The 13,595-nt window shown below is 68.8% G+C and carries 12 protein-coding genes and 1 pseudogene; 9 read left to right on the forward strand and 4 right to left on the reverse strand.

Annotation, left to right across the window (positions count from 1 at the left end):
* The first annotated feature begins 9 nt into the window (after positions 1 to 9).
* From ACWDXS_RS27400 to ACWDXS_RS27430, 7 genes are all read left to right on the forward strand, one after another.
* Positions 10 to 1,314, forward strand: coding sequence for an MFS transporter (locus ACWDXS_RS27400; protein ID WP_449969923.1), 1,305 nt, complete (start codon positions 10 to 12; stop codon positions 1,312 to 1,314).
* A gap of 5 nt (positions 1,315 to 1,319) precedes the next feature.
* A complete protein-coding gene (locus ACWDXS_RS27405) occupies positions 1,320 to 2,267 on the forward strand; it encodes a GHMP family kinase ATP-binding protein (protein WP_449969926.1) in 948 nt (315 codons plus the stop codon).
* Positions 2,264 to 3,076, forward strand: coding sequence for an ABC transporter ATP-binding protein (locus ACWDXS_RS27410; protein ID WP_449969929.1), 813 nt, complete (start codon positions 2,264 to 2,266; stop codon positions 3,074 to 3,076). The genes ACWDXS_RS27405 and ACWDXS_RS27410 overlap by 4 nt, the downstream gene beginning before the upstream one ends.
* Entirely contained in the window at positions 3,073 to 4,161 is a 1,089-nt protein-coding gene (locus tag ACWDXS_RS27415; protein ID WP_387445340.1) for a FecCD family ABC transporter permease, read from the forward strand. The genes ACWDXS_RS27410 and ACWDXS_RS27415 overlap by 4 nt, the downstream gene beginning before the upstream one ends.
* Positions 4,162 to 4,235: 74 nt before the next feature.
* On the forward strand, positions 4,236 to 5,213 hold the full coding sequence (locus ACWDXS_RS27420) for an ABC transporter substrate-binding protein (RefSeq protein ID WP_449969933.1): 978 nt from the start codon (positions 4,236 to 4,238) through the stop codon (positions 5,211 to 5,213).
* Entirely contained in the window at positions 5,210 to 5,764 is a 555-nt protein-coding gene (locus ACWDXS_RS27425; RefSeq protein ID WP_387445343.1) for a GNAT family N-acetyltransferase, read from the forward strand. Before ACWDXS_RS27420 ends, ACWDXS_RS27425 begins: the two co-directional genes overlap by 4 nt.
* A gap of 88 nt (positions 5,765 to 5,852) precedes the next feature.
* A complete protein-coding gene (locus tag ACWDXS_RS27430) occupies positions 5,853 to 7,397 on the forward strand; it encodes an AIM24 family protein (RefSeq protein WP_449969937.1) in 1,545 nt (514 codons plus the stop codon).
* A 60-nt stretch (positions 7,398 to 7,457) separates the two neighbouring features.
* On the opposite strand, the gene ACWDXS_RS27435 is transcribed toward ACWDXS_RS27430, so the two are convergent.
* On the reverse strand, positions 7,458 to 8,750 hold the full coding sequence (locus tag ACWDXS_RS27435; RefSeq protein ID WP_378994743.1) for a hypothetical protein: 1,293 nt from the start codon (positions 8,748 to 8,750) through the stop codon (positions 7,458 to 7,460).
* 265 nt (positions 8,751 to 9,015) lie between these two features.
* Here ACWDXS_RS27435 and ACWDXS_RS27440 point away from each other — a divergent pair.
* A pseudogene (locus tag ACWDXS_RS27440) lies at positions 9,016 to 9,159 on the forward strand (zinc ribbon domain-containing protein); the annotation flags it as partial.
* A gap of 407 nt (positions 9,160 to 9,566) precedes the next feature.
* Positions 9,567 to 10,100, forward strand: a complete 534-nt coding sequence (locus tag ACWDXS_RS27445) for an Rv3235 family protein (RefSeq protein WP_449969940.1) — start codon at positions 9,567 to 9,569, stop codon at positions 10,098 to 10,100.
* A 73-nt stretch (positions 10,101 to 10,173) separates the two neighbouring features.
* Here ACWDXS_RS27445 and ACWDXS_RS27450 read toward each other — a convergent pair whose 3' ends face one another.
* The 3 genes from ACWDXS_RS27450 to ACWDXS_RS27460 all read right to left on the reverse strand — a co-directional run bounded on the left by ACWDXS_RS27450 (position 10,174) and on the right by ACWDXS_RS27460 (position 13,497).
* Positions 10,174 to 11,553 carry a metallophosphoesterase gene (locus ACWDXS_RS27450; RefSeq protein ID WP_449969943.1) on the reverse strand — a complete coding sequence of 460 codons (1,380 nt, stop codon included), beginning with the start codon at positions 11,551 to 11,553 and terminating at the stop codon, positions 10,174 to 10,176.
* 114 nt (positions 11,554 to 11,667) lie between these two features.
* Positions 11,668 to 12,123, reverse strand: coding sequence for a DUF4254 domain-containing protein (locus ACWDXS_RS27455; protein ID WP_378994749.1), 456 nt, complete (start codon positions 12,121 to 12,123; stop codon positions 11,668 to 11,670).
* A gap of 228 nt (positions 12,124 to 12,351) precedes the next feature.
* Entirely contained in the window at positions 12,352 to 13,497 is a 1,146-nt protein-coding gene (locus ACWDXS_RS27460; RefSeq protein WP_378994751.1) for an acyl-CoA dehydrogenase family protein, read from the reverse strand.
* Between the last annotated feature and the right edge of the window lie 98 nt (positions 13,498 to 13,595).

Genomic DNA, 13,595 nt, shown 5'->3' on the forward strand with positions numbered 1-13,595 from the left:
AACCGGCAGATGAACGGCATCGACACCTTCCGCGCGCTACCGGGGGCCGTCCGGCTACTGCTCGTGAATCATCTTGTGGGGCATATCGGTTTCTATCTCCTCGTACCGTTTCTGGCCGACTACCTCCTCGACGACCTCGCGCTGTCGGCGGCCGTTGTCGGAATCGTGCTCGGGGTGCGTAATCTCAGCCAGCAGGGTCTGTTCCTCGTCGGCGGCTCGGCGGCCGACCGGCTCGGCGCGCGCGGCGTGATCATGGTCGGCCTGGCGATCAGGGCACTCGGCTTCTCGCTGTTCGCCGTCGGCGGTTCGCTGCCGGTGGTGCTGGCGGCCTCGGTGCTCACCGGTTTCGCGGGGGCACTGTTCAATCCGGCGGTCCGCGCGTTCATCGCCAGGGACAGCGGTGCGCATTCGGCGCAGGCCTTCGCGCTGTTCAACGTCTTCGGCAATGCGGGCTCCGCGATCGGACCGGTACTCGGCACCGTGTTGACAGCGGCGGGCTTCCGGATATCGGCCCTGGTCGCGGCGGCGATCTTCGCGGTGCTGGCCGTGGTGCAATGGCTGCTGCTGCCCGCGCGACCGGTGCCCGCGCACGAGGGTGGGGTCGGTACCGACTTCGCGACGGTGTTCACCGATCGCCGGTTCTGGGCGTTCACCCTCGCGCTGATGCCGATGTTCGCTTTGCAGAGCCAGATCTACTTCCTGTTCACCCTGCAAGCGCAGGACAGTGCCGGGCCCGGTCACGGTCCGGCGGCGGTGGCGGCGCTGTTCGTGGTCGAAACGATCGCCGTGGTGGCGCTCCAGGTTCGGGTCACCACGGTGCTGGCGCGCCGACCACAGCGCGGGCCCGCGATGGCGCTCGGGATGGCCGTCATGGGAGCCGCGTTCCTCCTGCCTCCCGCCGTCGCGGGGGTGGTGCCGTTCGAGGGAAACAGCGTGGTGGGCACAGTGATCCGGATTGCTCCGGTGGTCGCGGCCGCGGTGCTGCTCGCGATCGGCGTGACCGCGGTGCAACCCTTCGTCAACGAGGCGATCGGCCGCTTCGCCGGAACTCGGCTGACCGGAACCTATTTCGGCGCGTTCTATCTGGCGTCCGGCATTTTCACGGTCGTCGCCACCTCGATCACCGGCGCCGTCCTCGACCACACCGGCGGCCCCCTGAGCTGGCCGCCCTCGCTGCTGTGCGCCGCGGCCGGTGTGCTGTCGGCCCTCGCGCTGCTGCGGCTACACCGCCGGAACCTGCTGCCCGGCCCCGCAGCGATCCGGCCCGAACTCGCACCGGTCGCCGACGACAACACCCCCAGCGAAAGGCGATGACTCCGATGACCATTGATCTCGCCACGCCGGGAATCGGTGTCGGCCGCGCCTACGGAAGCTGCGGCGAACTGCTCCAGGGCGTCACCGAACAGAATCGGCATTTCCTGGTCACGCTCCCCATTCGGCGCGGCACGGTGGCCGTCTTCGAGCCGGGCGGCGACCGCATAGATGTTGTGCCGGAGGGCAAGTCGAAGGCGGCGCGACTCGCGAGCGGGATGGTCGGCAGGTCGCGCGTGCTGGGTGGCGGGCGACTCACCCTGCACAGCGAACTTCCCGAAGGCAAGGGGCTGGCCAGCTCCACCGCCGATCTCGTCGCCACCGCCCGCGCGGTCGCCGACGCCGAGGGTCGCTCGGTGCCCGTCGCGGAACTCGAAGCCGACCTGCGCGCCATCGAACCGTCCGACGGCGTCATGTACCCGGGCACCGTCGCCTATTTCCATCGCGAGGTGCGGTTACTCGCCCGCCTCGGCACCCTCCCGGCACTGACGATCGTCACCGGCGACGAGGGCGGCTCGGTCGACACCGTCGAATTCAACCGGGGCGAACCCGGCTTCAGCGCCGCCGACAAACGCGAATTCGACAGGCTGCTCGGCGAACTCGGCCCGGCGATCACCCACGGTGACATCGCCGCGATCGGCGCGGTGGCCACCCGCAGTGCCGTGCTGAGCGCCGCATCGCGTGACCGTCCGCATCTGGACGCGACCATCCGGGCGGCGCGCGCCATCGGCGCGGCCGGAGTCGTCGTCGCCCACAGCGGCACGACCACCGGAATCCTGCTCGCCGACAACGACCCACGTCTGCGCGAGCAGGTCCTCGCCGCGCACGAGATCTGCGCCGCCTTCGCCTGCTCGGTGGCGGTGCATCACTCGTGGCGACCCGGCATGCAGCGCGTTCCCACCGTCGATCACCCACACCCGGTGACGATTCCCCGAACAGAGAGCTCTCCGCGATGATCACCGTCGACCAGATCCGCTTCACCTACGACGGCCGAATCACGCTCGACGACATCAGCTTTCGTGTGACACCCGGCAGCACACTCGGACTGATCGGCCCCAACGGTTCGGGCAAGTCCACGCTGCTGCGGCTGATGTACCGGGCGCTGCGCCCGGCGGGCGGATCCGTCGTCGTCGACGCGGTGCCGGTGGAGCGGCTGCGCGGGCGCGAGCTCGCGAGTCGCCTCGCCGTCGTCGCACAGGAAGCGCCGCCGGATACGCCGGTCACCGTGGCCGAGACCGTGCTGCTCGGCAGGTCGCCGTGGGTCGGTGCGTTCCAGGGGTATTCGCGCGCCGACCGGATCGCCGCCGCGGCCGCGCTCGAACACGTGGGCGCGCGGGCACTGGCCGACCGCCGTTTCGCGACGCTCTCCGGCGGCGAACGCCAGCGCGTCCTGATCGCCAGAGCACTCGCCCAGCAGGCCGACCACCTGCTCCTCGACGAACCCACCAACCACCTCGACATCCGCTACCAGCACGAATTGCTCACCCTGGTCCGCGGTCTCACCGCGACCACCACGATCGTGGTGCTGCACGAGCTGAACCTGGCCGCCCGCTACTGCGACCGCCTGGTCCTGCTCGACCAGGGGCGCGTCGCCGCCGCAGGCACTGTCGCCGAAGTCCTGACCCCGCGGATCCTCGAACCCGTCTACAAGATCCCCGTTCGCCGAACGTCGGCCTTCGGCGCCGTCCAACTCCTCTTCGGCCCGGCTGCCGAACCTCCCGCCACAACACTTCCGTCCGAGACCAGAGAGGCGGCCACGACATGACCGCGACCCTGGTGGCCGATCCGGCCATCGACGACCTCGATCACGCCCGCCACCGCGGCCGCGCAGTGCTGCTGACCGCCGGGCTCACCATCGCGCTCGCCTGCACGCTGGTGGTCGCAGCCGGGCTCGGGCCGGTCGCCGTCCCGCCGGGCACCGTGGCGCGGATCATCGGCCACCATGTCTTCGGTCACCCGGTATCCGTCGATTGGAGCGCCGCCCAGGACTCCATCGTCTGGTTGGTGCGGGTGCCGCGCGTGTTGCTCGGCGCACTCGTGGGCGCCGCCCTGGCGATCACCGGTGCCGTCTTGCAGACCATCGTGCGCAATGTGCTCGCCGACCCCCACATCCTCGGCGTCACCTCGGGCGCGTCGACCGGTGCCGCGGTGTATCTGCTGTTCGGGGTCGCCGCGGCGACCACCGCCACCGCCCTCGCGGCGAGCGCCTTCATCGGCGCGTTGATCGCCACCGCGCTGCTGTTCGTGATCTCGCGGATCAACGGCCAGCTCACCTCGCTGCGGCTGCTGCTCGGCGGGGTGACCATCGGCTACATCTTCTCGGCCGCGACCAGCTTCCTGATCTTCGCCTCCGACCGGCCCGAAGGCGCGCGCACCGTGCTGTTCTGGCTGCTCGGCTCGCTCGCGCCTGCCGCCTGGTCCTCGGTGGCGACCACCGTCGCCGTCGTCGCGGTGGCACTGGTCGCGGTGCTGTTGATGGCGCCCCGGCTGGACGCACTGGCCGCCGGTGACGACACCGCGCGCACGCTCGGCATCGCACCGAATCGCATTCGGCTGTGGGCGTTGCTGATCGTCGCACTCGCGGTCGGCGCGGTGGTCGCCGTCGCCGGAGCGATCGGCTTCGTCGGGCTGATCGTGCCGCACGTGGCCCGGCTGTGTACCGGTGGCACACATCGGCACCTACTCGTGGTCAGCGCGCTGATCGGCGCGCTCTTCCTGGTGATCGCCGATGTGGCGGCACGCACCGTCTTCGCGCCACGCGAACTGCCCATCGGGATCGTCACCGCCACCGTCGGCGCCCCACTGCTCCTCGTCCTGATCCGCCGCTTCCGTGCCACTGGCGAGTCCTGAAACCCGCACTCCACCCCCGCTGTCCCGGTCACGACGACCGGGCGAAATCCCCCCACCGATCGATGAGGACCACCGTGTTCACCCGTGTCATCTCCGCCCGCCGCTCCGCCGTTCCCGTACTCGCCCTCCTCACCAGCGCGATCGTTACCGGTTGCGGCACACCAGCTCCCGCTACCGCACCCTCGGCAAGCGGTTTCCCGCTGACGATCTCGAGCTGCGGTCGCGACGTCACCTTCTCCTCGCCCCCACAGCGCGTCGTCACGGTCGGTTCCATCGCCGCACCACTGATCGCGGCCGCGGGCGCAGCGGACCGCATCGTCACCCGTACCTTCGAAGCCGCCGCCTTCCCCGGCCAGTACGGCGAGGCATTGCAGGGCATCGAAATCACCGCGCCCACCGCCGAACTCGCCCGCGAGGAGATCATCAGCCGGGCCCCCGACCTGGTCGTGAGCGTCGAAGGTCTCTCGGTGACCCCCGACGACCTCGCCCAGGTGGGCATACCGCTGATCGTGACCCGCGGCTACTGCCGCGACGCGGCCGGCACCTTCGAGGACGTCTTCGCCGACATCGCCCTCTACGGAAAGCTCTTCGGCACCGAGAGCGCGGCCGACACCGAAGTCACCACACTGAAGCAGCGAGTACAGGCGGTGACCGAACGGCACAGTGGCACAACGACTCCCCGTCCCGCCGCCGCGCTGATCCTGTCGCGCGACGGCGCCCAGCTCAAAGCCTACGGCGCCAAGAGCACAGTCCACGAACAGCTGAAGATCCTCGGCCTCGGCAATGTCTACGGCCAGATCGACAAGCGCAACTTCGAAGCCAACACCGAAACACTCATCGCCGCCGACCCCGCAGTGATCATCCTGCTCACCCAGGGCGACCAGACACCCGACTCGGTGCGCACCGCCCTGCGCCAACGTCCCGAACTGGCCGGGCTGCGCGCGATTCGGGAGAACCGGATCATCGTGGCGCCCTTCGGTTACACCGGGCCCGGACCGGTAGCCGTCGAGGGTCTGGAAGTGCTCGACCGCGAATTGGCGCAGCTGCGATGACCGCCACCACCGGCTACCTCGTCCGCGAGGCAGGCACCGCGGATCTCGCGGGCGCGCGCAGCGTCATGCTCGACACCTTCTACCAGGTGTTCGGCATCGGCTATCTGCCCGAATATCACCAGGACGTGATCGACCCGGACACCGCGTATCTGCGGCATCCGCGCCACCGGCTGTGGGTCGCCGCGCACGAGGGCGTCATCGTCGGCACCACCGCAATCCGGGCGCAGGGGCCCGCCCATCCCCCACATCCGGCCGAGCTCGCGCGCCGCTACCCCGACGAGACCACCGCGCAGCTGTTCCGGGTCTATGTGCGGCCCGAGCACCATCGACGCGGACTGGCCACCCGGCTCGTCACCGCGGCGGTCGAGCACGTGCGCGCCACCCCGGCTTTCGAGCGGCTGTATCTGCACACCGACGCGCGGACACCCGGTGCGCTCGAATTCTGGCTGACCTTCGGCCACATCGTGTGCGACGCCCGAGGGCCACATGGCGGCTTCCAGACGGTGCACCTGGAGATTCCGCTGGATCGCGGCGATCAACAGCCGGTCTGACGGTTCCCTGCTGGCGCGGTGACGGCATACACGGCACTATCGAACGCGTGGAACACTTGCGAATCGCGCGACGTTCGGGCGCTGTGTCGTGACCGCGCTGGCTCCCGGCGAGAACCGGCCCGCGCCCGGTGACCAACTGACCGTCACGGTCGCGAGTTCGGCGTCGGTCGACGTGTCGGCCCTGCTGGTGAACGCGGCGGGCAAGGTGCGCTCCGACGCCGACTTCGTCTTCTTCAATCAGCCGACCGGGCCGGGCGTGGTGTACCGGCACGGCAACGGCGGACCCGATGTGGTGGGCGTGCAGACCTCGGCATTGCCCGCCGATGTGGACAAGGTGGTGGTCACCGCGAGCCTCGACGGTCGTGGACCCGCGACGTTCGCCGCCGTCGGCACCTTGACCACCACCATCGAATCCGGCTCCACCGCACTGACTTTCCCGATTCCCGGACTCACCACCGAAAGCGGTGTGGTGTGTGTGGAGATCTATCGCCGCAACGGCGCGTGGAAGGTCCGCGCGATCGGTCAGGGGTACGACGACGGGCTCGCGGGCATCGCATCGGCCTACGGGGTGAACCTCGACGAAGACCCCGAACCCGCTGCGGCGCAGGGTAATTCCGGTGCCGCGGGCACTGCCGGCGACTCCCGAGGTGCACCCGGCCCAGGTCACCTGCCGCCGCACACTCCCGGTTCCCACGCCCCGATGCCACCCGGTCAATTCGCGCCGCCCCCTGGGGCACCCCCTGTTCCGGGTCAGCCGGGGACGCCATCCGGCTACCCGGCCGCACCCCCGCCGGGCGCACCTGCCTACCCGGCCGCGCCCACACCGGCCTACCCGCCACCCGCCTACGGACAGCCCGGCGGACCCGCTCAACAGCCAACGTATGCATCTCAGCAAGGAGCCCAGCCCGTGCACAGCGACCTGTTCGACCCCTCGCATGCCGAGGTCAACGGCCTCGGTATCCAGAAGCAGGGCGGCAAGATGGTGAAGGTCGGCATGAACGGGGAGGTGATGGCGCGATCCGGGTCCATGGTGGCTTACCAGGGTGACCTGAAGTTCGAGGCGCTCGGCTCCGGCGGCATCGGCCGCGCCATCCGCCAGCATCTCACCGGCGAAGGCGTGCCGCTGATGAAGGTGACCGGCCGCGGCGACCTGTTCCTGGCCAACAGCGCCGCCGACGTGCACATCATCGACCTCGACGGCACCGACGGGCTCACCATCAACGGCGCCAACGTCCTCGCCTTCGACTCCACGCTGCGCTACGACATCGGCCGCGTCCAGGGCGCCGCGGGCTACGCCTCCAACGCGGGCCTGTTCAACTGCGTCTTCACCGGCCGCGGCCGCATCGCCATCACCACCCACGGCACCCCGGTCGTCCTCACCGTCGACCAGGCCACCTACGCCGACCCGAACGCCGCCGTAGCGTGGTCGTCGAGCCTGCAGACCGGCATCAAGCGCAACGACTCCTTCGGCCTCGGCCGCCTGATGGGCCGCAGCACCGGCGAAGCGAGCACCCTCGCGTTCTCCGGCCGCGGCTTCGTCATCGTCCAGCCCTCCGAACTTCCCCCGGGCGGCCTCATCGGCGGCACCGGCGGCGGCCAGCAAGCGGGCACCGGCGGCAGCATCTTCGGCTGACCCGAACACGGAAAAGGCCGATACCCGCGCGGTCGCGGGTATCGGCCTGTGTCCTGCCTGCTAGTTCGCGCGCTCCTTGCGGGCCTGGCGGCGGGCCTCACGCATGTCGTTGAGTTCCTGTTCCAGGCTCTCCGCGATGCGGAACTGGCCCGTGTCGTAGATGCTGGTCGGCTCGATCGCCTCGTATCCGAAATTGGCTTCGGCGAAAGCCTTTTCGACCCGGGCCTCGATGTCGGAGATGGCGCTCTTGCGGGCGGCGGGAACCGAATCGGTGGCCGGCTCCGGCTTGGCCGGCTCCTTGGCGGGCTCCGGTGCCACCACGGGCGCGGGAGCGGACTTCTTGGCGGTGGCCTTGTCCGCGGAAGACGGCTTGCCGATGCCGAAGCGCTTGCGCTTCTCCGGCGAGCGGCCGTTGCCGTTGGCAACCGGCTCGGTGGGGGTCCAGGCGGGTTCGCGGGTGATCGGCGTGGTAGCGGCCGTTTCGGTGGCAGCGATCGCCTCGGCGCGAGCCGCGCCCGTCATCGGCGGGGTGTAGGTGAGGCGGATACCCTCGGTGGCCTGGCGGCCGAGGATGTTGTCGGCGGGGTCGGGCAGGTCCCTGACCTGGCTGGTCGCGCGGGTGATGGCCAAGCCGTACCGGGCGCTGACCGCGTCGTGGATCAGCAGCGCGACACCGATCATCACCGGCGCGACCGCGTGCACGGCAACGTCGTACCAGCGCCCTTCCCGCACGTAGGGATAGGTGTTGAGGGTGACGGTGAGCCCCAGCAGCGCGAGCTCGGCGAGCGCGACCTGGCGGCGGTTGTCGATCACGCCCCACTCGGCGACCTTGTTCGTGCCGACCATGATGATGATCAGACACACGCTGATCATCGCTTCGAGCAGATAGCTGAACCAGAACAGCGGATCGCTCGGCCCACCGGGCGCGATGTTCTGCTGCACGTTCACCGCGGACCACAGCATGCCCGCGCCGACCACGCCGGCCAGTGCCTTCAGCGACCACGACCGGTGCCGATACAGCGAAGCGAGCTTCGCGTGCGGGCTCGATTCGCGACGCTGGGACGCCATCGCCTTCCTGGCGAGCAGCAGATCTCGCATGTCGGCCTTCTCGATCGCTTCGGTGGTCTGTCGGCTGCGGTCCGATGCGGACGCCATCGCCTGGGTGTGCTTCCAGCGCTGTTCGCGATCCTGTTCACGGATGCGTTCGGCGAGTTCGCGTTCGGCGCGCAGCTCATCTTCGGAGAGCGCGTCGGTGAGGGCCGGATCGAATTGGTAAGCGAGACGCCCGCGGGCACGTTCGACTCGCTGGGCGAGCTGGCTGACGTCGTCCTCGAGACCGGATTCGATCGTCATGCCAGACCACCGCCCCGGGCGCGCGAAGGCAGGCAGGTGACCACAGGTGTGAACGGCACGGACCATTCTTACAGCATGTCTGGAAACTCCGATAGTTTTCAGGCACCGCCCTTCTCGGGCGTCGTCGGGCTGACAGTATTTGCTGTCGCCGCTATTGCCGACGGGGTGGAGGTCGCCCGCTGCGATACCGCTCCTGAACCGTTGGCCGCTGGGCTGAGTCAGGAACGACACCTGGCGAAGTCGTTTTCTCGCAAAACGGTGCTCTGCCTGTGGAACGATCAGTGCGGCCCTGTCGTCGGCGGATCGAGTGTTCCTCTGCGAGTGTGGGTTCAGCGCAGATCGTGACCACAACGCGGCGCGGTCGATCCCGACCCAACCCTGGCAATCACTGTCTTCACGCGGCTCATGACGGTGCGCCGGATGCAGAGCGGACGATTCGGCTGACCCCGGCAGAGTCACTGACCGCGCTGTGTCGTGGTCACCGACCCGGACAGACGCCCGCCCGGTTTTCGCCTGGATGCTGCGGAGCCGAAACGACGGGACAGTTTTGCCCTTACTCTCGCAACGGGGAAACCCGATCCGCTTACATTGCGGACCGCGTTCGACAGCCGTGTGGCGGCTCATCATCAGCGAGTGTGACACAGGCCACCGGCACCACACTGAACGCGCAGCCACAGGACAGTTCCAGGTTTCAAGTGCACTCAGAGCGGACATCTCGAGGTGACCTGCGTTGATTTCGCGGACACTTGTCGGAGCTCCGTGTCATGCTGTCCGCCACCACTGGGGAGTGGGTGGACTGACTCGAAGGGGACGAGCATGTCTACGGAGGGAACGGTGTTGTCGCCCGCGCCGCATTGCGAGCCGCGGTTGGAGGGTGGGGAAGAGGTGCCGCGTTCTGTCGCCGTGAATACCGCTGTGCCCCACCGGGTTACTGGTTCCGGTCGACCGAGGGCCGCGGGCGGAACGCCGGCGAGTATCCGCAGGGCAGTGCGCGCCTCCTGCACGCAGGCAGCGCCGACCGGCGAATCTGTCGCGACCGCAAAACGATTTGCCGAGCAGGTGCTCCGGCTGCTCTTGGAGGTGGTCGATCGGCGCAGATCGTCGACTCACCTGCGCGCTCACACAGACGCGCGCGTACTCGCCGCCATCAACACCATGCTCGCGCAGGACTTGGTCCCCGGCCGGGGCTTGGGCAGCGCCACCCTGACCCGCGTGAAACTGACCGCGACACAAGACGGTGCCGCCGAAGTCTTCGCTTCGTATCAGCGTGGGCCGCGGACTCTCGCTATCGCCGGCCGCATCGAGTCGACCAAGGACAGCTGGCGCTTGGTCGCGGTGCGGATGTTCTGATCGCCACCGACGGTCGAAGCGTGGATGCCGAAGTCGATTTCGACGAGCTCCTGAGCGAGGTCCGTCGACTGCCTCAACGCAGCGCGGTGACTCCCGAGAAGTCATGGGGTGCGCGGTGATTGCGATCGGAAAGGCTGCCGAGAGCGTGGTCGGGGTGAAGGCCGAAGTATTGCCTGCGGGTCCGGCTAGTCCAGGCCAGCGCCGCCGCGGCGGCGATACGGTGGAAATGGACGGTGTAGCCGTGTTCGTAGATGCGCAGCAGGGCGTAGCCCCCGGGGTACTCCTTCACGGCCGCTACCTCCAGGTATTCGACGCGGCCGGAATCGGGGCGGCTGCGGCGATTCCGGTGGGTGTGGCCGCTGTGGTGCAGGAATACGCCAGGGGCCGTTCGGTAGCAGGCTTGCAGTGCGGCCACGCTCGCACGATCGAGAACGAAACCGGGGCCGCCGGGGTTGCTCAGTGCCGCATAGCGGGTCGCGGGGTGGTGGCCGAAGATCAGCGTCGGGCGGTCGGGGTCGGCGGCGAGGGTCGCGCGGAGCTCGGCGAGTTGGTCGGCGTGGATCGTGCCGCCGGAACCACGCCTGCGCGTGGTGTCGAGACCGATCAGGCGCAAGCCACCCAGCTCATGGCAGGCGAGTTGCCCGAACGGCTGAAACACCTGGCCCCAGTGATCATTCGCGCCGCGCGGAACGTCGTGATTGCCACGGCAGACGAAGTGGTCGCTGCCCGCCCTGCCCCAGGCGTCCAGACGCGCCGCGATGCCCGCGCACTGTTCAGCGGTGCCACAATCGGTGAGATCGCCCGCGACCACCAGATGATCGGCCGCGCGCTCGGGTCGGCGGATGTCGTGCAGCAGTGCCTCGGTCATCACCTGCGGGTAGTGGCCGTCGTCGTGGCGCAGACCCGGCGGCAGCCCGGCGACGATCAAGCCGCTGCGGTCCTCGCCCCAGTGCAGGTCGTTGGCGAGGGCGATCGTGCGCAGCAGTCGCCCCGGCGGTGGCGGCGCGGTGAGGAAAACGCCCGTGACCTCCGGAGTTCCCGGGCGTCGAGTCACCCAGGTACGGCCGGGAACAGCGGTTTCGCCGTCGGAGCAGGCCCGGAAGCGATATCGGCGGCCCGGCTCGAGACCGCGCACTTGCGCGTAGTGGTGCGCGGTGCGACGGCCGTCGAGGTAGCGGGTCACCGGTGTGGCCGAGCTGTCGGCGGGCGCGAGCAATACTTCGGTGTCGGCCGCGGCCGGGCGAAGCTGTCCCGCGCGATCACGTCGATGGGTCGACCACGTGAGGATCGCCGTGTCGTGAGTGACCGTGACGACCTCGAGATCGGTGACGACGAGCCGATCACGCACGCCGCTCCACGAATACGGCCGCGCCATCGGCGCACGCACGGTGGCCGCCGCCGCCCCCGAGGCGGCGTTGACCAACCATGCGGTGTGCAGTCGCGGATCGAGCATGCCGGGCTCCGTTCGCCGTCTCTCGCTGACAGTACGGCGCCCGGCTGAACACCCGTGGGCGGTGATGTGGACGTTGATCGCCCAGGTAGCGACCGGAAAGCGATGACGCCGCCGCTAGTCGTCGCGCGGCATCTTCCGCAGCTGCTGTGTCCCATCGCTGTGCGGTGGGTCGCCGTCGAGTCCGTCGGGTAGCCGCCGCGCCCCACTGGCTACCTCGGCGATGAGATCGTCGTAACCACAAGCCAATTCGTGCAGGCGCAGTTGCGCGGCACGCAGTTGGGCTTCGGCCCCGCAGGCCAGCGCGCGGTAGGTGAGCGCGGCGAAATGGGCCATGCGGTCCACGACGGCGCCGATGCTCTCGGTGTGCATGGGTGCGGAGGTCGCCGGAGTGGGTGAGCGGATCACCACCCAGCGGTCGATCTCGCAGACCAGACGCGCACGCGCCCAGTCGATCTCGCTGGTATCGCCGGGAATCTGCTGTTCGCGGCGTTCGTGCAGGGTGGCCAGCTCGTGCGCGGCGGAGAGGACGGGATCACTCGCACCGGCGACCCCGCAGACCGCCTGCATCATCTGTGCTCGGTCCGGCAGTACCGGTTCCGGTCCGGGTCGTCCCGTCGAACCGCTGCCGTCCGTGTCCACTGTTGCCGCACCGTCCCCGTCGTCGGTTTTGTACCGCTTGTCGAAGGACATTCGTCTCGGCGGGGACGACGGATAGGTCACGAAATGACCCCCCAACAGCGAAAACCGGCCGCGAACAAGAGTTCACGGCCGGTCGCGATCACCGATCGAGCTGGAGTATCACAGGCTCCGGGCGATGATTTCCTTCATGATCTCGTTGGTGCCCGCGTAGATCAGCTGGACGCGGTTGTCGACCCACATGCGGGCGATCGGGTACTCGTTCATGTACCCGTAGCCGCCGAACAGCTGCAGACAGGTGTCGGCGATCTGCATCGCCTTGTCGGTGGTCCACCACTTCGCCATGGCGACGGTGGGGATGTCGAGTTCGCCGCGGAGGTGCTTCTCGACGCAGTCGTCGATGAACACGCGCGCGATGCGGGCCTCGGTGGCGACCTCGGCCAGCTTGAACTTGGTGTTCTGGAAACCGAACACCGGACGGCCGAACGCCTCACGCTCCTTGGTGTAGCGCAGCGTGTGGTCGAGGGCGACCTCCATGCCCGCGACCGCGCCCATCGAGACGATCAGGCGCTCCTGGGGCAGCTGCTGCATCAGCTGGATGAAGCCCTGACCCTCCTGGGTGCCGAGCAGGTTGGTCACCGGGACGCGCACGTCCTCGAAGAACAGCTCGGAGGTGTCCTGGCCCTTCTGGCCGATCTTGTCGAGCACGCGACCGCGACGGAACCCTTCGCGATCGGCCTCGACCAGGACCAGCGAGACGCCGGAGGCGCCCTGAGTGGGGTCGGTCTTGGCGACCAGGATGATCAAGTCGGCTTGTGCGCCGTTGGTGATGAAGGTCTTGGAGCCGTTGATGACGTACTCGTCGCCGTCACGGATCGCCTTGGCCTTGACGGCCTGCAGGTCGGAGCCAGTGCCGGGCTCGGTCATCGCGATGGCGCCGACGACCTCGCCGCTGGCCATCTTGGGCAGCCAGTGCTTCTTCTGCTCCTCGGTGCCGTAGGCGAGGAGGTAGTGGGCCACGATGCCGTTGTGCAGGCTGATTCCCCACGAGGTGTCGACCGCGCGGGCCTGCTCCTCCATGAGCACGGCCTCGTGCGCGAAGGTGCCGCCACCGCCGCCGTACTCCTCGGGGATCGAGATGCACAGCAGGCCGACTTCGCCCGCCTTGTTCCACAGGTCGCGGTCGACGTGGTGCTGCTCGCGGTACTTGTCGATGTTGGGGACAAGTTCCTTGGCCATGAACGCACGGGTCATGTCACGCAGGGCGTCCAGGTCCTCGTTCATCCAGCTGGACCGATTGGCGGCCATCGAGTCTCCTTGTTCGGCTCGGCACAGCACCGGTCCAGGCGTGACCGGTGGTTACGGACACCAGTGTGCCGCAGTATTGGCGTCGTGACAATAGTGCT

The sequence above is a fragment of the Nocardia sp. NPDC003183 genome, from assembly GCF_053590715.1.